Origin of the sequence: Marinitoga sp. 38H-ov, assembly GCF_011057715.1 — a bacterium.
Taxonomy (GTDB): domain Bacteria; phylum Thermotogota; class Thermotogae; order Petrotogales; family Petrotogaceae; genus Marinitoga.
Genome location: NZ_LNGH01000002.1, coordinates 35,849 through 60,368, shown reverse-complemented (window position 1 = coordinate 60,368; position 24,520 = coordinate 35,849). Strand labels below are relative to the sequence as shown.

Annotated in this window: 18 protein-coding genes; 12 read left to right on the top strand and 6 right to left on the bottom strand. The window is 23.4% G+C overall.

From position 1 onward, the window contains the following. The first annotated feature begins 1 nt into the window (after window position 1). Entirely contained in the window at window positions 2-1,339 is a 1,338-nt protein-coding gene (locus tag AS160_RS00410) for a GGDEF domain-containing protein (protein WP_165144004.1), read from the top strand. Here AS160_RS00410 and AS160_RS00405 read toward each other — a convergent pair whose 3' ends face one another. Genes AS160_RS00405 through AS160_RS00395 form a run of 3 tightly spaced genes read right to left on the bottom strand, consistent with a single transcriptional unit; the run spans window position 1,340 to window position 5,563 of the window. After that, a complete protein-coding gene (locus tag AS160_RS00405; protein WP_165144003.1) occupies window positions 1,340-2,416 on the bottom strand; it encodes a tungsten cofactor oxidoreductase radical SAM maturase in 1,077 nt (358 codons plus the stop codon). A 4-nt stretch (window positions 2,417-2,420) separates the two neighbouring features. Next, entirely contained in the window at window positions 2,421-3,650 is a 1,230-nt protein-coding gene (locus AS160_RS00400) for a molybdopterin molybdotransferase MoeA (protein ID WP_165144002.1), read from the bottom strand. Then, window positions 3,647-5,563 (bottom strand): molybdopterin biosynthesis protein, encoded by a 1,917-nt coding sequence (locus AS160_RS00395; RefSeq protein ID WP_165144001.1) that lies wholly within the window; start codon window positions 5,561-5,563, stop codon window positions 3,647-3,649. Before AS160_RS00395 ends, AS160_RS00400 begins: the two co-directional genes overlap by 4 nt. Before the next feature lie 188 nt (window positions 5,564-5,751). Here AS160_RS00395 and AS160_RS00390 point away from each other — a divergent pair, with 188 nt between their 5' ends. The 7 genes from AS160_RS00390 to AS160_RS00360 are packed head-to-tail and all read left to right on the top strand — an operon-like array spanning window position 5,752 to window position 10,470. Beyond that, entirely contained in the window at window positions 5,752-6,204 is a 453-nt protein-coding gene (locus AS160_RS00390; RefSeq protein ID WP_165144000.1) for an MOSC domain-containing protein, read from the top strand. Between the two features lie 9 nt (window positions 6,205-6,213). After that, window positions 6,214-7,158: an extracellular solute-binding protein gene (locus tag AS160_RS00385; RefSeq protein WP_165143999.1), complete on the top strand. Its 945-nt coding sequence runs from the start codon at window positions 6,214-6,216 to the stop codon at window positions 7,156-7,158. Next, window positions 7,159-7,818, top strand: a complete 660-nt coding sequence (locus tag AS160_RS00380; protein ID WP_165143998.1) for an ATP-binding cassette domain-containing protein — start codon at window positions 7,159-7,161, stop codon at window positions 7,816-7,818. Then, window positions 7,790-8,566 (top strand): ABC transporter permease, encoded by a 777-nt coding sequence (locus AS160_RS00375; protein WP_165143997.1) that lies wholly within the window; start codon window positions 7,790-7,792, stop codon window positions 8,564-8,566. The genes AS160_RS00380 and AS160_RS00375 overlap by 29 nt, the downstream gene beginning before the upstream one ends. 5 nt (window positions 8,567-8,571) lie before the next feature. Continuing rightward, window positions 8,572-9,513 (top strand): GTP 3',8-cyclase MoaA, encoded by a 942-nt coding sequence (gene moaA, locus AS160_RS00370; protein WP_165143996.1) that lies wholly within the window; start codon window positions 8,572-8,574, stop codon window positions 9,511-9,513. A 1-nt stretch (window position 9,514) separates the two neighbouring features. Further along, window positions 9,515-9,988 (top strand): cyclic pyranopterin monophosphate synthase MoaC, encoded by a 474-nt coding sequence (gene moaC, locus AS160_RS00365; RefSeq protein ID WP_165143995.1) that lies wholly within the window; start codon window positions 9,515-9,517, stop codon window positions 9,986-9,988. Beyond that, on the top strand, window positions 9,988-10,470 hold the full coding sequence (locus AS160_RS00360) for a MogA/MoaB family molybdenum cofactor biosynthesis protein (RefSeq protein ID WP_165143994.1): 483 nt from the start codon (window positions 9,988-9,990) through the stop codon (window positions 10,468-10,470). The genes moaC and AS160_RS00360 overlap by 1 nt, the downstream gene beginning before the upstream one ends. A gap of 18 nt (window positions 10,471-10,488) precedes the next feature. Here AS160_RS00360 and AS160_RS00355 read toward each other — a convergent pair whose 3' ends face one another. Beyond that, a complete protein-coding gene (locus tag AS160_RS00355) occupies window positions 10,489-11,046 on the bottom strand; it encodes a nitroreductase family protein (protein ID WP_165143993.1) in 558 nt (185 codons plus the stop codon). Between the two features lie 10 nt (window positions 11,047-11,056). After that, a complete protein-coding gene (locus AS160_RS00350) occupies window positions 11,057-13,273 on the bottom strand; it encodes an AAA family ATPase (RefSeq protein ID WP_241244193.1) in 2,217 nt (738 codons plus the stop codon). A 109-nt stretch (window positions 13,274-13,382) separates the two neighbouring features. Between AS160_RS00350 and AS160_RS00345 the strand changes: the two genes are divergently transcribed. From AS160_RS00345 to AS160_RS00330, 4 genes are read left to right on the top strand one after another with little or no spacing between them, the layout of a single operon-like run. Further along, a complete protein-coding gene (locus AS160_RS00345; RefSeq protein ID WP_165143991.1) occupies window positions 13,383-16,634 on the top strand; it encodes a PD-(D/E)XK nuclease family protein in 3,252 nt (1,083 codons plus the stop codon). After that, complete coding sequence (locus AS160_RS00340) at window positions 16,627-19,770, top strand: UvrD-helicase domain-containing protein (protein ID WP_165143990.1); 3,144 nt, start codon at window positions 16,627-16,629, stop codon at window positions 19,768-19,770. Before AS160_RS00345 ends, AS160_RS00340 begins: the two co-directional genes overlap by 8 nt. 14 nt (window positions 19,771-19,784) lie before the next feature. Beyond that, complete coding sequence (locus AS160_RS00335) at window positions 19,785-20,927, top strand: exonuclease SbcCD subunit D (RefSeq protein WP_165143989.1); 1,143 nt, start codon at window positions 19,785-19,787, stop codon at window positions 20,925-20,927. Continuing rightward, window positions 20,917-23,715 carry an SMC family ATPase gene (locus AS160_RS00330; RefSeq protein ID WP_165143988.1) on the top strand — a complete coding sequence of 933 codons (2,799 nt, stop codon included), beginning with the start codon at window positions 20,917-20,919 and terminating at the stop codon, window positions 23,713-23,715. The genes AS160_RS00335 and AS160_RS00330 overlap by 11 nt, the downstream gene beginning before the upstream one ends. Here AS160_RS00330 and AS160_RS00325 read toward each other — a convergent pair. Then, window positions 23,710-24,507, bottom strand: coding sequence for an EamA family transporter (locus tag AS160_RS00325; protein WP_165143987.1), 798 nt, complete (start codon window positions 24,505-24,507; stop codon window positions 23,710-23,712). The two genes, AS160_RS00330 and AS160_RS00325, sit on opposite strands and share 6 nt — an antisense overlap. Window positions 24,508-24,520 lie beyond the last annotated feature (13 nt).

Sequence of the window (24,520 nt, the reverse complement as noted above, 5' to 3'; positions counted from 1 at the left end):
TATGACAAGAATATTTATGTTGATTTTCACTTTAATTGTTACACTATCATTTAGTGTTACTCTGAGAGTTGGTATATATGAATATCCACCAATTATTATTAATGAAAAAAATGAAATTAAAGGAGTATTACCAGAAATACTAAATTTTATAGCTAAAAAAGAAGATATTCATTTAGAATATAAATATACAACTTTTGAAAAATGTTTTGAATTATTAAAAAATGAAGATATCGATATAATGTTAGGTGTTGGTTATACTAAAGAAAGAGATGAAAAATTTGAATATAACAAAATACCGTTTATAAATTCAAGAGGCGGAGTTTTTGTATTAGAAGATTCAAAAATATTTTCATTTTTAGATATAAATAATAAAAAGGTGGGGGTACTTAAAAAAGATATATATTATGAAGGTCCAAATGGTTTAAAAAATATAGCTAAAACTATGGGATTAAATATTGAATTTGTTGAATATGATAATTATTCTGATATCTTCAAAGCGATATTAACAAAAGAAATTTCGGCAGGTGTTTTTGATTATTATATTGGAAATTACTTTTATGAAAAAAAAGGGATCAAAGAAACTCCCCTAGAATTCTATATTATAGATTTGTACATTATTTATCATAATAAGAATTTGAAAAATATAATAGAAAAAATCGATAAAAATTTGAGAGAATTAAAAAATAATGAAAATTCTGTTTACTATTTAATTACCAAAAAATATTTAAAAGAAAATTCAAACGATTGGATATATGCGTTTTTAATTATATCTACTATAGTTTTTCTATTTTTAATTATTATTGTAATCATTATGAAAAAAATAATAAATCAAAAAACAAAAGAGCTGCAATTAAAAAATATTGAATTAAAAAGATTAGCTTCATTAGATTCTTTAACAAAAGTATATAATAGAAGGATGGGGTTTGAACTATTAAATCATTTAATTTTTTTATCACAAAGAAAAAATAAACCTCTTATTATAGGTTTTATTGATATAGATAATTTAAAATATATAAATGATAATTTTGGACATTCTATTGGGGATAAGATAATTATTACTGTTTCTAAAATAATTAAAAAAAATATTAGAAAATCAGATATTTTAGCCCGTTATGGTGGTGATGAATTTTTTGTTGGTTTATATGATTGTAATATAGAAAGCGCAAAAAGAATAGAAAAAAATATTAAATTTGAATTGGCAAATATAAGTAAAAGCGAAAATCTTCCAATTAATGTTAGCATTGGTTTTATTGAATACAATGAAAATGAAACTATTGATTCATTAATATCTAAGGCAGATAAAATAATGTATCAAAACAAAAGAAAAAATAAACATTAATCATGGACACATTATAATATTCCTCCACCACAAGCAATCTGAACATGATGGTTCATTTCCCCAACAATCTCTCTCAGTAGTTTCAATAAATTGACATCCGTCTTTCAAATCACAATCTGTACATGATGGGTATAAAGAATTCTTCACTTTATATCTAAACCATGTATAATCCTTTGAAGTCCATATTTCAGATAAAGACTCCTTATTTACATTTCCAAATGAATAGTATTTTATTTCTTTCTTCTGTCCATATACATATTCCCCCCCATCATGCAAAAATCTATAGCATGGAACAATTTCCCCATCCCATCTAATTACTGTCGCATTTTTTTCTATGAAATTACAATTTCTCTCAGTTTTTAATTTAAAATTTGGAATTACTGCACTAACTTTTGCAGTAACTGCATTTGATATTAATTTTCTTATTTTTATATCTTTTTCTTTATTATCGTCATTATATAGTTCAAGACCAACAAAATTTTCATATACTGGCAAAAGATTAGATATAACTACTTTTCTAACTCCATACGGAAGTAAAGATTTAACTATTTTCCCAAAATCTTCATAATTTTCTTTAGTTAAAACGGTTTCTATGGATATAGCTGGTTTCCCTGTATTTCTTTTATTTTTTAACTCAGATATTTCCTTTAATAATTTTTCTACATATTTAAAACTTGGATGACCAACATCACCTGTCTCTACAGAAATAACTAACTCATCTACTTTTAAATCAATTATATTTTCTATATTCAACAAATATCCATTTGAGGTTATAGTAATCATGTATCCATCATCTTTAACTTTTTTTATCATATCCCAAAAATGCGGATTCATTGAACATTCTCCAATTCCTCCAAAAATAATATGTTCTACTTCTGGAAATTCTTTTAAATCAAACAATATTTTATCAAAGGTTTTTTTTGACATAAATCCTTCTTCATCGGTAAATGTATTTTTAAAACACATCGGACAGTCAAGATTACATCTAGAAGATAATTCGATATATACTTTTTTTAAATCGTTTTTTGGTCTTAATATTAATTCTCCTGATTTCATAATAAAATTATATTCTTTCATTTTATCATCTCCATGAATAAAATTCACATAGTTCATCTTTATATAATCCTTCTTTTCCTAACGGAATTCTCACAATTCCATCTGCCATTCTAAACGGGGATGCTATTCCAGATTCTCCTAAAATAGGATGAGCTAAAACTTCATTGCCTTTTTTTTCTAATTTTACAAATATGAACCTTTCTCTACCTTGTGCAGTTGGAACATTTGTTGTAATTTTAACAAAAAAGTCTGGTTCTGGAATAAAGACATTATGCCCAGAGATTTTCTTTAGTGTAGGAAATAAAAACAAAAATGAACTTACAATAAAAGAGGTCGGATTACCAGGTAACCCTAATATCACTTTTTCATTTGTTTTTCCGAAAATAACTGGTTTCCCTGGTTTAACCTGAACTCCATTATACAAAACTTCTCCAAAATGCTCTATTGTAGATAAAGAATAATCTCTTGCTCCTAGTGAACTTCCTCCAGATATAACTACTACATCTCCATTTTCTAATCCCCAATTTACACCTTCTTTAAATTCATCAGGGTCATCTTTTATCAACCCATATCTTTTAACTTCAAATCCAAAACTCTTTAACCATGACATTAAAGTATATGAATTCCCATCCCTAATTTGTGTTTTAACTCTTTTTTTAGTTGGTTCTACTACTTCATCTCCTGTGGGAACAATACAAACTGTTGGTTTTTTATATACTTTTATCTTTGTTATGCCTAAGCTCATTAAATTATGTATATGACCAATATTTATTTTTTCTCCTTTGTTTAATACTATAGCATCTTTTTTTACATCTTCATCTTTTGATAATACGTTTTCTCCTGGAGCTACAGATTTATATATTTCCACTCGTTTTCCAAATTCCTTTGTATTTTCAACCATAACAACAGCATTTGCACCTTTCGGTAACATTCCACCAGTTGGTATTTTTACACACTCTCCAGATTTTATTTCACCAAAATAATTTTCACCCATTAGTACTTCTCCGGCAATTTTTAAAAATGCTGGATTACCGTCTCTAGATCCAAAGGTATCTTCTGCAAATACCGCATATCCATCAACTGTAGATTTATCAAAACCAGGCAAATTTTCAGGTGAATATATATTTTCTGCACTTGCATACCCTAATGCGTCTTCAGTATTTATTTCAATTACTTTAGTTCTTATATCTAAATTATTAATAAAATTATTATAAACCTCGTATCTAGGTACAAACACTTGAAATCTTTTTTTCATAATACTACCTCCCATATTTTCCCTGTATCTTTTAATATATATCCACCAAGATTATATGCTTCTTCTTTAAATTCCTTAGAAGTAATTATATTCATAATTAATTCAAATCTTTTATCATTTATAAAGCTCTCATGAATTAGTAAATCATATCGTTCTAATGCTATTGGTACAAAATCAAGATCATATATATTTGCAGCTGCCTTAATACCTAAACCCACATCTGCCATATCTTTTTTTATTTTCAAAGCTAGATTTACATGTGAATATTCTTCATCTGAATAACCATGTATTTTTTTAGGAGAAATATCTTTTTTATCAAGGTAATAATCTAATAATATTCTTGTTCCTGCAGTTTTTTGTCTATTAATATACCTTACCCCGTCTTTAGTTAAATCTTCAAAGTCTTTAATATTTTTTGGGTTCCCTTTTTGAATTATAAACCCTTGTTCTCTATATGATAAATTCATTAATTTAAAATTATCCATATATTCTTTTATATAAGAAATGTTGTATTCCCCAGTTTCTGGATCAAGCAAATGCATACCTGCCATATGTGCATATCCCTTAGCAATTGATAAAATACCTCCTAAACTTCCTACATTCGCAGATACAATATTTATATCCTTATCATACTTTTTTATAAAATCTGCTAATAAATCTAATAACAAATCATGACTACCTGTAATTAATATATTATTATCTATTATGCTTTTGCTTCTTCTTAAATGAATAAATAGTTCATCCCCATCTTCAACAACCTCTACACCTTTATCAATAAAAACAATACCATCTTGATTAGAAATTGAAGAAATGTTAGCGGCACCTCTTTTTAAAGGTATTGCTATATAATTATTCTCTACTTTTCCAACACCAACTCTTAAATATTCTTTTTCAGTTATCGAAGAATGTATTCTTTTAGCAGAAATTCCTTCAATTTTTTCATTATCATAATATATTTCATATTTTGTTTTATTTAATAGTAATGGTTTTACTATATCTTCCATAATAATATTACAAGATACAGGAAAACCTGGTAATCCTATAACAGGTTTTTCATTTACTATACCTAATACAGCTGGTTTTCCTGGTTTTATGTTAATCCCATGAATGATAACCTTTCCAAGATCATTTATTGCATGATATGTAAAATCCTTTGAACCTGCTGAAGATCCAGCATTTAAAAGAATTAAATCATATTCTTTTATTTTTTCAAAAATTGTACTTTTTATTATTTCTAAATCATCAGAAAGTATTTCATTTACATCAACAATTGCATTAAGCTGTTCTAAATAGTTTTTTATCATTAAGGAATTTGTTTCTGGTATTTGGAAACCTTCCGTTAATTCTTCGGGTTTAACTATTTCATTACCAGTTGGTATTAATAATATTTTCATTTTTTTTATTACTGGAATTTCAAAAACCTTAGCCATCATTAAAAATGAGATATCAGCAGCTGTTAATGTATGGTATCTTGGAAACAGCATTTCACCTTTACAAATATCTTCCCCGACTTTTCTCACATCTTTATACGGATAAACGCTATTTCTTATTTGAACATGCTCATCATCAATTATCTCTATATTTTCAATCATAATAACACTGTCATATGGATTATTAATGGGGTACCCAGTGTTTATATACTTAAAATCTTTTTCTTTTTCTAAAATAATAGGGTTTGATTCATTAGTTCCATATGTTTTTTTGCTTACAACAGCTATTCCATCCATAGCACTACTATTATACGAAGGAACATTTTCATTTGCAAATATAGGTAACGCTGTAATTCTATTCATCCCTTCTCTTGTATTTATATATTCTAATTCATCTTTAGAAAAATAATCTTTTAGCTCTTTAAAATATACTGAAATAGATTCTTCTAAATCTTTTTTATTAAGATAAAATCTCCTTTTCAAAAAAATCCCCCCTATTTTATTTTATTTAAATTATACAATAAAATAACAAAAAAATGAAGATTATTATTAATTTAATCTATGAGAAATAAAAATTCCGGGTTTTGTAAAAAAAATGAAAAGTGATATAATTTTCTTGAAAATTTCTTTTCAGTAAAATATAAAGTTTTATTTATAAGGGGGGAATTATGATGAATTCATATGTAGTATCAATAAATATTTCAAGGAAAAAAGGAGTTACTAAAGAGCATGTTGATTTTGCTATTTTAAAAGAAAATTGGGGAATTGAGGGAGATGCCCATGCCGGTAATTGGCATCGTCAAATTTCAATGCTTTCAGAAGAAAGTATTGATAAAATGCGAAAATATGGTTATGAATTAAATTATGGTGATTTTGCTGAGAATATAACTATAAAAAATGGTGATATATATAAACTTCCAATAGGCACAAAGGTAAAAATTGGTGATACATTATTAGAAATAACGCAAATTGGAAAAGAATGCCATACGTCATGTGCAATTTCACAAACTATAGGTAAGTGCGTTATGCCATTAGAAGGTATATTTTTAAAAGTATTAAAAGGTGGAGAAATAAAAGTTGGTGATGAAGTAATATTTTTTATAAACGAAAAACTTAATGTATAAGGAGGAAAAATGGAAAGAAATATTCATAAAAATTATATTCATAAAAAAATATTTATCATAATATTATTGATGTTGTCTATAATTTCTTTTTCGGATAATTTAGTTATTTTTCATGCTGGGTCATTAACAAACATATTAAATGAATTAAAAAATAATTTTGAAAAAATACATCCTGAAACTAATGTTAGATTAGTAAGTTCAGGAAGTCTTGTTTTAGTAAGGAAAATTTCTGAATTAAATCAAAATGCTGATCTAGCCTTTGTTGCTGATTATTCTTTAATACCTAAATTTTTATATCCTAAATATGCGAAATATAATATTATTTTTTCTAATAATAGTATAGTCTTAGCATATACTGATAAATCAAAATATAATGATATTATTACCAAAGATAATTGGTATAATATTATTTTTAAAAAGGGAGTTATTTATTCACATTCAAATCCTAATTTAGATCCTTGCGGATATAGAACATTAATGACATTGCAATTAGCCGAAAAATATTATAATTTAAACGGTTTGTATAACAACTTTATAAATTCTAAAAATAGAATGATATTAAAAAAATCTGTAGATATCATCGCTTATTTAGAAGCAAACGAAATTGATTATGCGTTTTTATATAAATCAAATGCTATTCAAAGTAACTTGAAATATATTGATCTTCCAAATGAAATTAATTTATCTTCAAATAAATTTGATGAAATTTATAAAAACGTGTTTGTTGAAGTCCCGAGAGATGGTGAAAAAACAAAAATTTACGGAAAAGCAATTAATTATAGTTTTACAATATTAGAAAATGCAAATAATAAAAAAGATGCTATAGAATTTATAAAATTCATATATTCAGAATTAGGCAAAAAAATTTTTGAAGATAAATTTATGAATTTATTTGTAGATGTTGATAATCCAAATAATCTACCTGATGAATTAAAAAACATGTGGGGGTATTAAATGAATTTATATATTAAAAATATATTTATCAAATTAGATAAATTTGAATTAAAAATTGATAATTTAAAAATAAAATCTGGTGAATATATTTATATTATTGGACCTACTGGTTCAGGCAAGACTTTATTATTAGAAAGTATAGCTGGTTTTATTATTCCTAAATCTGGTGAAATTTTTTTTGATAATAAAAATGTAATTTCATTACCTCCAGAAAAAAGGAATGTTGGATTTATGTATCAAAATTATCACTTATTTCCACATTTGAATGTAAAAAAAAATATCGAGTTCGGATTGAAAATGAAAAAAAATTATGATAAAAATTTTTTAAATTATATAGTATCTAAGTTAAGTATAGGAAAATTACTAAACAGAAATATACAAAATTTATCTGGAGGGGAAAAACAACGTGTTGCATTAGCAAGAGCATTGGTAATAAAACCCAAAATACTTCTTTTAGATGAACCTTTGTCCGCGCTAGATCAAGATACTAAAAAAGATATTTTAAAATTATTACACGAATTAAATTTAGAATATAAATTAACAACTATACATGTTACACATGATAGGAATGAAATAATAAATGATTGTAGAGTATTTAAAATAAATAATGGAATTTTATCGGAGGAACAAAATGTTCAAGAATATAATTATAACTATTAGTTTATTATTTATTATTTTCATCATTTTACCTTTTATAACTGTTTTTTTAAATGTAGATTATAAATTATTATTTGAAATTTTCAAAACACCTGAATTTTTAAACGCTGTTAAAACTACATTTTTAGCTGCATTAGTTGCAACTATATTTGCTATAATATTTGGAATACCCTTTGCATATGCTATAACAAGGTATAATTTTCCATTAAAAAGTCTTTTTGAGGCGATAATAGATATTCCGCAAACAATTCCGCATACAGCAGCTGGTATAGCATTATTAATGACATTAGGACGTTCATCTGTTTTAGGAAAAGGCGCATCAATAATAGGTATTTCTTTTGTACAAACATTTTGGGGTGTAGTTGCTGCTATGGGATTTTTAAGTTTTAGTATATTAGTTAACTCAGTGAAGGAAGGGTTTAAAAAAGTAGATATTCGTTATGAAAAAGTAGCTCGCTCTTTAGGAGCAACACCTTTTAAAGCATTTTTTTATGTATCTCTACCTTTAATAAAACACGACATACTCACTGGTGCATTGTTAATGTGGGCTAGAGGGATTTCAGAATTTGGTGCTGTAGCTATATTAGCTTATTATCCAATGACATTATCTGTACTAACTTATGACAAATTCCAAGGTTATGGTCTTAAACAAGCCTTGGCTATTACGGCTTTAATATTTATTATGTCGATGATTATTTTTATTGTTATAAGGATAATTCAAAATATATGGAAATATACAGAATCGAGGTAATTCGTATGATTGATAAATATAATAGAGAAATTGATTATGTCAGATTATCTATTACTGATAAATGTAATTTCAGATGCAATTATTGTATGGATGAAAACGCTAAATTTATGAAAGAAGAAGAATTACTTTCTTTAGATGAAATTAGAATTTTAGTACGTACATTAAAGAATTTAGAATTCAAAAATATAAGGCTAACTGGGGGAGAACCAACTCTCAGGAAAGATATTATTGATATATCGAAAATAATTCAAGAAACATTTGGTAAATTTAGTATTACTACTAATGGATCTTTAATGAATATTCTTGCCAAAGACTTAAAAAAGAATGGTTTGGAAAATGTAAATTTTAGTCTCGATTCATTAAACAGATATACGTTTAAAAAAATCACAAAAAGAGATGACCTAAATAATGTTCTTTTAGGACTAGAAAAATCTTTAGAAATAGGTTTAAATGTAAAAATAAATACAGTAATTCAAAAAACGAATTTAAGTGAAGTTTTTGATTTAATAGCTTTTGCTGCTAATCACAAAATACCTATTAGGTTTATAGAATTAATGCCTATTGGAAATAATTATAACGATGATGATTTTATAAGCGAGGATATTCTTAAAGCAAAAATTGAAGAAAAATATACATTAATTCCATATAACAAAAATATTGGAATTGGTCCTTCAAAATATTATATTGTAAAAGAATTAAATTCTTACATTGGGTTTATATCTGCTATTACACATAATTTTTGTTCATTATGCAATAAAATTAGAATCTCTGCTAAAGGAGATATTTATCCTTGTCTTGCCTTTGATTATCATGTTTCACTTAAAAATTATTTTTATAATGAAAAATCTTTAGAAAAAAGAATACAAATGGCAGTTTTAGAAAAACCTCAAAAACATTATTTAAACGAAATTAAAAAAATTACACCTATGCATAAGATGGGAGGATAATATGAATTTTACTCATTTAGATGAAAATGGAAATGTGAAAATGGTTGATGTTTCAAATAAGGAAATTACTTCTAGAATAGCTAAAGCACATGGCAAAATTATAATGAAAAAAGAAACATTGAAAGCTATATTAAATGGCGATATTTTTAAAGGGAATGTTTTAACAACAGCCAAAATTGCAGGAATTATGGGGGCTAAAAAAACCTCTGAATTGATACCTATGTGTCATAATATTTTTATTTCTAAAATAGAGATAGAGTTTAAAATAAATGAAGATAATATAGAGATTTTTTCTTTAGCAAAAACAGAATCAAAAACTGGGATAGAAATGGAAGCGTTAACTGCCGTTAGCATAGCAGCTTTAACAATATATGATATGTGTAAAGCAATTGACAAAGAAATGGAAATCACTGAAATATATCTTTTAGAAAAAGATGGAGGAAAAAGCGGACATTTTAAAAGAGGTGATAATTGATGAAATATTATGTATTAACCTTAAGTGATAAAGGTTCAAAAGGTGAAAGAGAGGATATAAGTGGAAAAGTAATACAAGAAATTATGAATTCTATAAATGGAGAATTAGTTGGATATAAAATTTTACCGGATGAAAAAGATTTAATAACTAAAGAATTAAAAGAATTAATAAATAAAGATATAGACATTATTTTAACTACAGGTGGCACAGGATTAACACCTAGAGATGTTACACCAGAAGCTACTTTGGAGGTTATTGAAAGAAGAATTTATGGAATGGAAATTGCTATGATAGTTGAAGCATTAAAACATACTCCTCATGGGATGTTATCAAGAGCTATTGTTGGTGTAGCAAAAAATACTATTATTATAAACTTACCTGGAAGCCCAAAAGCTGTAAAGAAAAATTTAAATGTACTATTACCTGCAATCCCTCATGCAGTAAAAAAAATTAATAATATTGGCGGTGATTGTGCAAGATAAATGACATTATAGTGTCATTTATCTTATTATGAGAATATCTTCTAAATCTTTTCTTGCGTATTTATGTTTATTATCTATTGAGTATCCAATTGGAAGTATTACTTCAAGTTTGTAATTTTCTGGTGGATTTATAAATCTTGATATTTCATTATAATTAGAAGGCGTATATGTAACTGTTGATAATCCTTTTTCTTCCAACGCTAAAAGTAAGTAACCAATTGATATCCATACAGATTCTTTTGAGAATGGTGATTTTGAATTTGAAAATACAAATAATAAATATGGGGCTTCTGATAAAAAATCTTTTTCCCAAGAAAAGCTCATTTTATCCAACCATTCTTTTAATCTGCCTTTAGAATTTTTATAAAAAGCTTTTTCTCCTTTTTCACAAATTTCTCTAATTTTTACTTTTTCTTCTTTGTTTGTTATTAAAATAAATAACCAAGGTTGATCATTTTTTCCAGATGGGGCTTCTTTTGCAATATTTATAGCATATTTTATATCTTCTATTGGTGGAATATCCTTAGAAAACTTTCTGACTGTTTTTCTGTTTTTTGCTAATTCTAATATATTCATTTTATACCTCCTATATATCAATATCGTATTTTACATTATAATTTTCTTCATAAACTGCTTTTTTTGCTAGTTCATCAGATATTTCATTATATTTTTCTCCAGAATGTGATTTTATCTTTTTGAATCTTATTTTAAAGAAATTACAATAATAGTTATATTTTTCTTTATATATTTTTGTTAAATCCGCATTTGTTTTCCATAGACCTAAAGCCCATTTTTCTATACCTTCATAATCATAATTTATTTCAATACATTTTAAATTTTCATTTTTTGCATATTCAAATGCAAGTAATGCTGCAAATATTTCTCCAGCCACGTTCCTATGTTTTATATACTCTTCTTTTATATATCCTTTCCAATATTTCTCAATAGTATCTTTTAAAACTACAAATCCCGCTCCAAATTTTCTAATATTATGATCATAACTGCCATCTATATAAATTTTTATACATTTTTCGTTTTCTATATAATTATTTTTTTCTATATCATTTTTCTGTAATTCTTCCATATTATTTTGTTTTTCTAAATCAAATATATTTAAAAATTCAAAAGCTGTTTTTTCATCTGTTGATTCCATTACCTTTAACCGTGTAGGTTCGAAATTTTTATTATAATATAATTGAACTTTTAAATATTCATTGTTCTTTTTTATATAATATATTTCTTGATATTTAAAATGTTCAACACCGATTATTTCAAAATATTTATCTGAAATTATATCTCTAAAAGCAAGATATAATTCTTTTAAATGAGAATTTGAAAAATTTAAATTATAAGAAATATTTATATTTTTCTTTATATAAAAATCATTCTTTAATTTCAATTTGTTATATGGAAATGTTCTTATAGGTAATTCTTTAATATATACACACTTCTTTGCCCTTGTTATAGTTGTATATAGCCATTGATAATATTCTTTTGTTTTTGGTGAATTATAATAATATGGATCAATAAATACTTTATCCCATTCACCGCCTTGTGCTTTATGTGCTGTTATAGCATAACCATATTTCACATGTAAAGCATTAAAGTATGGATCATTTTCCATAATTCTTATAATAAAATCTAATGGTAATTTTGTTTCTTGAGATAAGTTATTTATACAAAAACTATAGATAGCTTTTTTTAAATTAATATCTATATCTGTATTTTTTGAAAATAATGAATTTGATATTATTTTAAATTTTATAATTTCATCTGAAAATACATTTTTTAAAGCCAAATCATAAAAATCTAAAATTATATGTTCATTCTTTCCGACAAAAGCATCTTTTTTTTCATGGTTTAATATATCAATGACTTTAAAAAATTCTCCATTAAATATAGTTTTTTCATTAAAATAGGTATTTTTTGTATTTAATAATATATCGCCTATTTCAATTTTATTTTTAAATCCTAATTTATTTCTAATTTTTAAATTATATTCTATAGCTTTTTCATTTGTTGAGGTTATTATTATATCTTTTCCAAGTTCTTTATAATTATATTTGTTTGTGAATAAATCAGTCTTGATAAAATTATTATTGTATTCAAGTTTTAGATTAATAAAAGTATTATTATTAATATTTTCTTTAATTTTATTAGCGTTTTTTAAAATATAACTTTCACTTTTTTGTCTAATAACCTCATTTAGAAATAGTTTTTCTCCTTTTATATTAAAATTTTTTTCAATATATTCAATATTTAGAGCTGGAGAATATCTTGAGTTTATTGGAGGAAGTTGATATTCATCTCCTAAAAATATTATTTTATTAGATTTCCCCATTTTTATATAATTTATAAGATCAGATAAGATTTTTCCACTACCAAATATCAAATTATCATCTAATTGATGTGTGTCTGATATCATAGAGCTTTCGTCTAATATAAAAATTGTGTTATTATAAATTGTGTCTTTTAATTTAAAATAAATTTTAATTTCATCATTATTTAAATTTATCTCTTTATGAAATAAGCTATAAATTTCGCTATGGATAGTTTTAGCTTTAAAATTTGACTTCATATAAATGATTTTAGCCGCTCTTCCTGTGGGAGCTAAAATCATAAAGTTTAAATTTTTTCTATGTAGATATTTTACAAACTGAGAAATTAAAAATGTTTTACCAGTACCAGCACTACCTTGAATAATTAAAAAATCTAAAGAGTTATAAATAAATTTATCTAATTCTATAGCTACATATTTTTGATCTTTAGTTAAATTATAATTATAAAGAAAATCTAAAAACATTTTTATCACCTAAATATATTTTTTTTTAATTATATCATATATATAATTTTTTTTAATGTTTTATGTAATTATGATATAATTTTATAAATAATGATTTTGGAGGGATTTTATGAAAAAAGCTATTATTATTGATTTAAATAAAAAACATTTTGAGAATATTTCAAATTTTTTGATCCCAATATATGAATCAGATCCATTAAATTTTGTATTTCTTGGGCCTTCAGGCGATTATGTAAAACAAGTAGCAGAAAATGTAGCAAAAAAAATAAATAAAACATTAAATAGAGATGCATTTAGGGTTATAAATCAATATATTGTTGAATTATTTAAAAAATATGAACCATCTTCGCTTTTTATTGATAGAGAATTTTTAAAAGCCTATATAGCAAAAGAGTTAGAGGACTTAATAGAAATAGAAAAAAATAATATCGAATTTAAAAATTATATAAAAACTTTATCTAAATCAAAACAGTCAATTGAATATTTATTAGAAATTTTTGAAAGAAAATGGGAAATTAATAGAATATCAGAAAAAGATATTATTGAAAAAAATAAGTTATATTCTGAAATAGATAAAGATATTGAAAGTGATGACAGATTATTAAAATTATATAAACATTTAGAGGAAAAATTAGAAAATATATTAAATGAAAAGTTTGATAATTCAAGGACAGAAAATAAAAACTACGATCAAATTAGCGTATTTAAGTGGTTTTATGAAGATTTTTCAAAAGTTAAAAAAAAGCTAGGAAATACTTTGGTAATTGGTGGTTTTTTCGACTTACAACCTATTTTACTGAAAGTATTAAATGTATTATTTAATATGTTTGATAATGTATATTTTCTTGCTTGGAATTCAGTAAATGAAGAATCATTTGATAGTTTAAATAGAATACAATTGTTTTTAGAAGAAAATGGTTTTATTATTAATAATAAAATAAATGATTTGAAAAATATTTTTTCTAATACCAAATTTTATAAAGCAAAATTTAAAAATAATGTTTTGGAAATAGAAAATATTGCAAAGGAAATAAAAAGAAAAATATTATATGAAAATTTTGAGCCTCAAGATTTCGGAATAATTGTTCCTGATAGTCAAACTGCAAATGCATTTGCAGAGTTTTTTGAAGAGTTAAAAGTTCCATATAGATTAAAAAATGATATTCCACTTTCAGAAAGCTTAGTTGTTTCAAAATTATTATTACCTTTAAAAACGAAATATTCCGGATATGAGATAAATGATTTAATCGCATTAGTAGAAACAGGATATGGAGGAGAAAGAACATTATCGATAGATGAAATAGAAAACATATTAAAAAATTTAAATTTATTCTATGATTTCCCAAAATCTTCATTAAAAAATAGAAAAAATAAATGGTTGAACACAATGCAAAAAAGAATAAATGAAATAGAGGATGAAATTAATTTTTCAGATGAAAAAGAAAGACTTGAAAAACAGTTGGAAGAAATAAAAGAAGTATATTCTTTATTTGGATCTCTATTTAATCTTTTAGAAGAAATAGATAAAAATGATTTTGAACTTTCATATTATAGAAAACTATTAAATAATTGGATAAACGCTGGAATAATTAATTTTAAAAACTTAGAAAAGGTAGAAAGCGAACTAAATGCGTTATATAAGTTTCAAGAATTATTATTAAAAACAGAAAAAAACTTAGAAAAACTACTTACAGGTAATATCAAACTTTCAAAATTCTATAATATTTTATCTAGTTTAATAGAGACGGAAAAATATAGAATTTCAGAACGCTACTCAAATACTGTGGAAATTTTTACTTTAAATGATTCAAGATTTGTATACAAAAAATATAAGATTTTTGTATCTTTTACTGATAATAATTATCCATCTATAGGCATCAATCCACTTCTTTCATATATTACAGAAAATAATAATTATTCTAAAATTTCTGAACTACAATTTAGAGAAAATTTATATATTTCAATGATTTTTGCTGATAATATTATTTTCACATATCCAAAAGCTACTCTTTCTGGAGAAGAAATATTATCTTCTCCATATGAAAAGGATTTTGAAAAAATATTTAAAATACAAGAATATAATTTCCTTTCAAAAAGTGAAGAAATCATTCCTGGAAATACAAATGAAATTTATTCGTTTAATCAAGCTGCATTGTATTTTTCATATAATAATTTAAATTCTAATATAGATGAAATTAATAAAATTATTGATGAAGTAAATGAATTAAGCAATATAAAAAATAATTGGATTTTAAATGAAGAATTTGATATTGGAGAGATTAGTCACAATAAAATATCTACATATGTGGACTGCCCTTTTAAATATTATTTAAATTATATAGCAAAAATAAAAACAAATAAGGATTTTTCCATATTTTATAAAGGTAATTTGAAACATAAGATAATGAAAGAATTATTTGATAAATATCCCAGTTATAATAATATAAAAACCAAATTACAAAATACAGATGAACTATATAAGGAAATAAAAAGTATTGCGTATGATGTTTGGGATAATTCCGGCGTTGAAGAATTAAAAACATATAATATAGTAAAAGAAATTGAAATAGAAGAAACTTCTGTAGAATTAGTGAATGTAATTGAAAAATTAATAACCTCTTATATTTATTTTGGTTCTGCAAGATCAAAAAATAAAGAAGAAAAAACTATATTATATAACAAGGTATTAAAAAGCGAATATTCTATTAAAGGAGATTATAATAACTATTCTTTATTTTCAAGAATTGATAGGATAGATGAGCTAAATGAAGACTTAATTTTTGAATACAAAAAAAATGAATTAAAACCAAATAAAAAAAATGAAGAACAAACATATTCTATTATTGATTATAAGAATAAAAATAGTTTTCAATCAGAACAACTATTTTTTTATTATTTACTTCTATTAAACAATGATGAATGGAAAAGACTAATAAAAGACAAATCAACTTTTCTTAGTTTTTTACCAATGAGTGAAATAAATGGAAAATACAAATCATTACAATGGATAAAAATAGAAAATGAGAGTATATATATTAAATATCCAGGAAATTCCACATCATATGAACAAGTTAGCTTAAGAGAATTTGAAAACTGGTTTAATGATATTATTAATTCCATTAAAAATGCAGAATTTTTCCCTGCTTTTATTAATGAGAATAACAATTTAAAGCTTAGATTTTTAGATTATTTAAAAGATAAAGGTTATAATGTACAAAATTCTAATGAAAAATATTATTCTTGCATAATAGGGAATGGGGATTATTGCGAATACCAAAAATTATGTAGTCTATTATTATGGACCGGTGATTATACACTAAAAAATAGAAGTCATATTACAAGAGGTGAAAATAATGCCTAATGTATTAAATATTGAAGAAATGAAAAAAAACTTAGATAAAAACTATTTTATATCTGCTTCAGCTGGCACAGGAAAAACATATACTATAACACAATACTATTTAGCAATATTAGAAAAATACGAAAAGGAAAATAATCCCGATATTGTTCAAAATATATTAGCAGTTACATTTACTAATAAAGCTGCGGGTGAAATGAAAGAAAGAATTTTAGAAGAAGTAGATAAAAAATTAGAAAAAGGGAAAAATTATAAATATTGGAGACAAGTAAAAACTAATTTAAATAGATCATGGATAATGACTATAGATAGTTTTTGCTCTAAAATATTAAGAGATAATAATATTATTATTGGTGTTGATCCTAATTTTACCATTATTAATGAATTAAGAATGGAGTTGGAAATAGAAAAAGCTATATATAATACTTTGAAAATATTATTTCAATTATACGAAAATACAGAATATGACTTAAATGAATTAACTAATTTTTTAAACGATAGAAAATACACAGTCAATAAATATTTAAAAGAAATATTAGAGAATAAAGAAATATTTGAAAAATCTTTAAAATATATACTTAAAGAATTGAAATTAGATACATTTAAAAATGTATTGTCTGATACATTAAAAAATTGGAGAACAGAAATGAAATTAAGTTCTGTTCCAGAATTAGATTTAATCAATAAAGATTTTAATGATGTATTATGGTTATTTAAAATATCTGTATTAATTGCTCAAGAAATATATTATTCATATACAAATGATCAATATCAATTTGATTTTAAAGGAGTACTTGATAAAACACTGGAAACTTTAGATGAAGAAAGAATAAAAGAAAAATACCAAAGAAAATTTAAATATATTATAGTTGATGAGTATCAAGATACAAATTTTCTTCAAAAAGCGTTATTTGATAAGATTCATAATAAAAATAATTATATATTCTATGTTGGAGATAGAAAGCAATCAATTTATAGATTTAGAGGTGCTGATGTATCTGTTTTTGCTGTTACAGAGAAAGAGTTTGATGAAAATAGCAGATTTCAATTAAACATAAACAGACGTTCAAATGCTTCAATTGTAGAATTTGCAAATGCTTTCTCAAAAGATGTTTTGTTTAATAAAGAGTTTTTAGAAAATTATTCCAAAGAAGAATACATAGACGTTTTTAATAGCTTATTATATAGTGAAGATAAGGATAAATCAGAATATGAAAAAGAAACCAAAGATGACGTTATTCCAACTATTGGGAATAATGATATACATAGAATAAAATATGTGTTTGTTTCTAAAGATAACAAGAATTATGTGGAATATGAAACAATTGCTAAAACTATTAATTCTTTAATTGGGAAAAAAATGAAATTTAGAAAAAGAGAAAATGGAAAAATAGTTTTTGAAGAAAGAGAAATTAAATATAATGATATAGCTGTTTTGGTTAGAGAATTAAAAAATTCAGAAGAACCTATTAGAATTGCTTTTAAAAAGTATAATATTCCTTTTTATATTTTAGGTAGTAAATCATTCTATAACAAAAACGAGGTTCAGACTGTATTACTAGCATTAAACGCTGTACAAAACCCACATAATGATTTTAATTTTATAAGCTATATGATGTCTTTAATGGTTGGAATGAATTTTGAAAAATTAAATAAATTAGTAAAAATTAAAAAAGAAAAAAAATATGAATCATTATATGAAACAGTTGAAAAAGAAAATATATTATCTGATTCTGAAAAAAAAGGATTTGAAGTTTTAAAAAAGTATGTAGAATTAAAATATTATTTAAAGCCCACTATTATCTTAAAAGGGTTAATTACAGAAAATAATTATTTATCCAAATTAACTATACTACCTGATTCTCATTATGCAATAGCTAATGTGAAAAAACTTATAAACGAAGCAGAACAATATAATACATTAGCGGTTTCGTTTTCAGAATTAATTAGATTACTTAGAAAAACATCTGAACTTACAGAAAGTGAAGCAGCTATAGAAGATGAAAAACAAAATGTTGTAAGGGTTTTAACTATACATAAATCAAAAGGTTTAGAATTTCCAATTGTGATTTTAAGTGGATTAGATAAAAAATCACAAATTAATAGTGAAGAAAAAAGTGATGAAGATATGAAAATATCTAAAGAAAATGTTGAATTTTCTCTTCCGGATAATAATATAAGATATTTCATATTAAAAAAATTATTTTTAAAAAAGATAAAAAGTATGGATATATCTTCACTGTCTATGCAGGATAAGATAAAAATAGAACTTGGTGAAAAATATTTAAAAATGTTTGATATTAATAAATTTTTAGAAGATACCGAAGAATTAAGATTGCTATATGTAGCTATAACAAGACCTAAGGAAATGTTGATTCCTATTATTGTTGAAAATAAAAAATCCAATACTTTATCTGAATTATTTAAAAAAGTTAAATATGAAAAAATAGATATCATTTCTTCAAATGATATAAAATACGAAATTAAACCTAAAGAAAATATTAATAATAATATGACGGCTGATATTAATGAAAAAAACTTAAAAGATTTAAATTATTTTGCGTATAAGAAATATATTGCACCTACATATATCATAAATGAATTAAAAAGAGAGGAAACCAGCGAAGATTTAACAGATGAAAATTATATAAAAGTGGATTTAAATGATTTCTTTTCTGAACAGGAATATATTTTTAAGGGCACTGAATTACATTCTTTAATGGAAAGTATAAATAGTTTTAGCCAAATAAAGAATCTAATTAAATTAGATATACTTCCAAAAGAATTAGATAATAATTTGATAAAAAGATTATTTTCATATGAAAATTATAAAACAGAATGGCGATTAGTAAAAAGAAAAATAATAAATAATAAAGAATATATGATTTTTGGGGTTCCTGATAGGGTCGTCTTTGAAAATAATAATATTGAAATATTGGATTATAAATATTCTGATTTAAATAATCCTGAAAAAATTAATGATTACAAATTCCAATTACAGTTTTATATGTATCTTTTAAAAGATTTTGGATTCCCTAAAAAAGGTTATGTTATTAGTTTGAAAAATGGGAAAATAATAGAAGTAGAACCAAATGAAAAATTTGAAAAGCTATTAGAAGAGAAAATAATTAAATTATAATTGTAGGTGAAAAAATGAAGATATTGCATACATCTGATTGGCATTTAGGAAGGCGCCCTGTTGGTGGTATTGGTGAATATTCTAAAACAAGATATGAAGATTATTTTAATGCGGCTGAATATATAGTTAATGAAGCTATCAAAAATAAAGTAGACGTATTTATAATCGCAGGAGATTTATTTGATAGAAGTTCATTATTACCTGATATATTATTTAGAACTGAAAAAATATTAAATAAATTAAAAGAAAATAATATAGATGTGTTATTAATTGAAGGTAATCACGATAAGATATATACTCATGACGATTCATGGATAAAGTATTTAGAAAATAGGAATTTAGTTATAATGCCAAAAACTAAAAAAATTAATGATAATTTTATTTTTGAACCATATATCAAAGATAATATTTATTTCTATGGAGTGCCGTATCAGGGAGTAATAATTGATGAAGTTTTGATTGAATTATCAAAAAATATTGATGAAAATAATAAAAATATTGTTATTGTTCATACCGGTATTGGAGGAAATTTTATTCCTGGATGCACAAAAAGTGAAATTATTGACCTTTTTAAAGGTAAAGTTTTATATATAGCTGGAGGTCATTTGCATACATATAAATATTATCCTAAAGAAAATCCATATTTTTTCGTACCAGGATGTCCAGAATACTGGGATTTAAATGAAAAAGGTAATAAAAGTTATATTATATATGATACCGAGACAAATAAATATGAATTTTTTGAATCAAAAAAAAGAAAAATATCTACATACAATTTTGATTCAAATTTTTTTGAAATAAAAAATTTAGATATTGAAAAAGGTGAAATAATTAAAATAAATATTAATTCAAAAAACAGTATTGATAATATCGATAATTATGAAAAAATATTATTAGAAAAAGGTGCGCTAAAGGTGATATTTAATATAAATTATTCTAATATATCAGAAAGTTATGATATAGAAAACATAGATAAAAAAGTTATAGAAGAAAATATTATAAAAACATGGGATAATATTTATTCTGCAAATAGTAAAAAAACTATTGAATATTTGGAAACATTAAAAAATAAGGTATATGATAATTCACAAGAAATCTTTGATTCATTTGATCATTTTTTAGATGTGATTTTAGAAGGTGAAGAAAATGAAAATTAATAAAATTCAATTAAGAAACTATAGAAATCATAGAGATACTACACTTGAATTTAAATCTGGAATAAATTTATTATTAGGTAAAAACGGTGCAGGGAAAAGCTCCATTTTTGAAGCTTTAGGCATAGTTCTTTTCGATGTTGAACCAAGAGATAACAACTTAAAAAACGCTGTAAGCAAAGAAGAAAAAACAGCAACAATAATTGTTGAATTTACTGGAAATGATTTTGTTGATTATATTGTAGAGAGAAAAATAGGCAGTCAAAGCAAATATGTTTTAAGGGATATAAATGGAAATATTATATCTGAAAGAAAAAATATTGTTTTAGAAAAAATTGGTGAATTAGCTGGTATAAATGGTAAAAATACTAAAGATATTTTTAAAAATATAATTAGTGCATATCAAAATGATTTAGTAAATATTTTTAATCTAACCCCTGCTTTAAGAAAAGAATTGTTTAATAAAATATTTGATACAGAAATTTATGAAAAAATATTTTCTTCGCTTTTAAGTGTTGAAAATGAATACAGTAAAAAAATATTAGCAGATAATGAAAAAATTAATATATTATCTGAACAATTGAAGAATTATGAAAATATTGAAGACAACATTAAAGATATTAAAAATAATATTTTTAATATTGAAAAAGAAAAAAATGAGTTAGAAGAAATATTTTCTAATTTAGAAAATGAAAGAAAAGCCATTCAAAAAAAACTTGATGATCTAAAAACATTAAATAATACTTTATATAACGAAAAAGAAAAGAAGAAAATTTTAGAAAAGAATAAAAATACTATTGAAAAACAAATAATTGAATCTCAAAAAGCTACAGAAATAGTTAATAATACTGAAAGTGGATATAATGAATATATTGAAATAGAGCATGAATTAAATAATTTGTATATGAAAGAAAGAGAGTTGAGAAATAAAGAAAAAGAACTTAAAAAAATACAAGAGGATATAAATAAAAAATTAAATAATATTAACGTCTTAGAAGTTGAAATAAAAAATATTAATGAGAAAATAGAAGAAAGTGAAAATTCTATAAATGAATTATTAAGCGAAAACTTAAAACTAAACAATAATTTAATAGAGAAAACAAATGAATTGAATAATATTATTAATACTGAAAAAAAATTATTAGAAGATTTTGAGTTATTTAAAAGAGATTATGAAAAGTATAAAGAATTAGAAAGAAGTATAAATGACATTAACAATAAAATTTCAGAAGAGGAATATTTAAGAAAAATTTTAAAGGAGAAAGAGGATGAATTGAATATTTTTCAAAATTCTTTAGATGATATAATTTTGAAATTATATGAAAAAAAAGAATTTGAGTTTAAGCAAAAAGAAGTGATTTTAAAATTAGAAAATATAAAAAAATCTAAAGAACAACTACAAGATGGTATTTGCCCCATTTTAAATGAAAAATGTATTAACTTAGAAAAAAAAGGCGGGAGTACTAATTACTTTGATTTAAATATTATAAATTTAGAAAAAGAAATAGAATTTATTAATGAAAAATTAATATCTTTAGTAGATTTAGAAAATAAAAAGGGCACATTGGAAAATAAAATTAATGATGTCAAAGTACATATTGAAACTATAAAAAATAAGTTGTTAGATATAGAAAAAATTAAAAATCAAAAAGAGGAAAAAATTATTGAAAAAAATAATATAGAAAAAATATACGAAAATCTATATGAGAAAAAAAATGATTTTGAAAATAAGAAAAATAATATTATTTTTAAAAAAAGCAAATTGGAAAATGAATTAAAAAATCTAAAGGAAAATATAGATAAAAATAATGTGGAAATAAACAAATTAAAAAATAATATTGATGATTTGAATAAAAACAAAGAATCACATTTATTGGAAATAAAGGAATTAAATAGTGGTATACATACTTTAACTTTAAAAGAAAAAGAATTATCAAAAATATTAGTAGAAGTAGAAAGCATTGAAAACAATATTAGAGAAAAAGAAAAGAAAAAATTATTATTAAAAGAAAAATACGAAGATTATATAAAAAATAAAGATTTAGCTGAGAAATTAGAAAAATTCAATTTAGACTTAGAAAAAATAAATAATGAAATATCTCATATATCAAATAACATACTAAATCTCAATAAGAAAGTAAATGAATATGATAATATAGAGGTATTAAACAACGAATTATCTAAAATCGAATCAAAAATTAGCGATTTACACAAAAAAAGCACTGAAATTTCATCTAAGCTAAGCGAATATAAAAATGAATTAAAAAATCTAAATATAAAATTACAAGAAAAAATGGAAATTGAAAAACAAAAAAATAAATATGAATTAAGTTTAAAAAAATACGAATTAAAATTAACCCTAACAAAAGATTTTAGAAATAACATAAAATCTATGGGAAAATATGTTAGTTCCGAATTTACAAAATTCATATCATCATTAGCTACAGAAAATTATAGAAAGATGACTGGAAAAAATGAAACTATTATTTGGGATTCTGAAAAAGATTATTTAGTAATACTTGAAGATCCATCAAAAGGTAAAAGAGAATTTTCAATTTTATCTGGCGGTGAACAAGTAAGTGTTGCTATATCACTCAGAACAGCTTTAGCAAATTTATTATCAAAAGCTAATTTATATATATTAGACGAACCTACTATAAATCTTGATGAAGAAAGAAGAAATATGTTAGCTGAAAACCTTAAAAATATGCTGAACGAAATTGAACAAGCTTTTATAGTAACTCATGATGGAACTTTTTCTGAAATGGCAGAAAATATTATTGAGTTATAAATTTAATAATATCAAAGAAATTAAAATTGTAAAAAGGCCAACTTTTTGATTGATACTAATTTTTTCTTTGAAATAGAAATAACTAACTAATGTAATTAATAATATACTTCCTGTAGAATAGGAAATAAATACAATTGGAGCTGATATATTATCTAATGCCAATATTAAGAAATATGAAGAAAACAAATTTGGTATTCCCACTAAAAAGCCTATAATAATATCTTTTTTTGATAGTTTTTTTACTTTAAATAAACTAAATATCATAGCTGATAAAAATACAAAAAATAAGAATATATCTTTTTGTTCAATCATACCGTATTTCTGAAAAATTTTGTTAGTAAATTCGGATATTCCTCCAAATAAAGATAATAATATTAAATCGGAATTTATTTTTATCCCTTTAGCAGGAAAATAAATGATTATTATTCCTAATATCGCTAAAAATATTCCCGCTAAGTTAATAATTTTAGGTATTTCTTTCCATATTACCATTGATAAAAAAACTGGATATAAAATACCTAATTTAGCAAAAGCTCCAGAAAGTGTTGCTCCATTATTTTTAATGCTTTTTTGGTAAAATAAGAATGAAAGAAAAAATATTAATCCTGTTGGAATACCAAGTAGAATTGGAAAATTTGTAAAATTTTTATCTATTAAAAAAAAACTAATCATTGATGCTATAAAATAATTAGCTGAAGTTACTAAAAAAATATTTGGTTTGAATTTTTGTGAATATTTAAATATTAAAGCGATAAGAGAACTGCATATTATAGCTAAAATTAAATTAATCATAAATACCTCCTAT

Coding starts and splice junctions, on each gene's coding strand:
- AS160_RS00410 (WP_165144004.1), top strand. CDS start 2: ATGACAAGAATATTTATGTTGATTTTCACTTTAATTGTTACACTATCA.
- AS160_RS00405 (WP_165144003.1), bottom strand. CDS start 2,416: ATGAAAGAATATAATTTTATTATGAAATCAGGAGAATTAATATTAAGA.
- AS160_RS00400 (WP_165144002.1), bottom strand. CDS start 3,650: ATGAAAAAAAGATTTCAAGTGTTTGTACCTAGATACGAGGTTTATAAT.
- AS160_RS00390 (WP_165144000.1), top strand. CDS start 5,752: ATGAATTCATATGTAGTATCAATAAATATTTCAAGGAAAAAAGGAGTT.
- AS160_RS00385 (WP_165143999.1), top strand. CDS start 6,214: ATGGAAAGAAATATTCATAAAAATTATATTCATAAAAAAATATTTATC.
- AS160_RS00380 (WP_165143998.1), top strand. CDS start 7,159: ATGAATTTATATATTAAAAATATATTTATCAAATTAGATAAATTTGAA.
- AS160_RS00375 (WP_165143997.1), top strand. CDS start 7,790: ATGTTCAAGAATATAATTATAACTATTAGTTTATTATTTATTATTTTC.
- moaA (WP_165143996.1), top strand. CDS start 8,572: ATGATTGATAAATATAATAGAGAAATTGATTATGTCAGATTATCTATT.
- moaC (WP_165143995.1), top strand. CDS start 9,515: ATGAATTTTACTCATTTAGATGAAAATGGAAATGTGAAAATGGTTGAT.
- AS160_RS00360 (WP_165143994.1), top strand. CDS start 9,988: ATGAAATATTATGTATTAACCTTAAGTGATAAAGGTTCAAAAGGTGAA.
- AS160_RS00355 (WP_165143993.1), bottom strand. CDS start 11,046: ATGAATATATTAGAATTAGCAAAAAACAGAAAAACAGTCAGAAAGTTT.
- AS160_RS00350 (WP_241244193.1), bottom strand. CDS start 13,273: ATGTTTTTAGATTTTCTTTATAATTATAATTTAACTAAAGATCAAAAA.
- AS160_RS00345 (WP_165143991.1), top strand. CDS start 13,383: ATGAAAAAAGCTATTATTATTGATTTAAATAAAAAACATTTTGAGAAT.
- AS160_RS00340 (WP_165143990.1), top strand. CDS start 16,627: ATGCCTAATGTATTAAATATTGAAGAAATGAAAAAAAACTTAGATAAA.
- AS160_RS00335 (WP_165143989.1), top strand. CDS start 19,785: ATGAAGATATTGCATACATCTGATTGGCATTTAGGAAGGCGCCCTGTT.
- AS160_RS00330 (WP_165143988.1), top strand. CDS start 20,917: ATGAAAATTAATAAAATTCAATTAAGAAACTATAGAAATCATAGAGAT.
- AS160_RS00325 (WP_165143987.1), bottom strand. CDS start 24,507: ATGATTAATTTAATTTTAGCTATAATATGCAGTTCTCTTATCGCTTTA.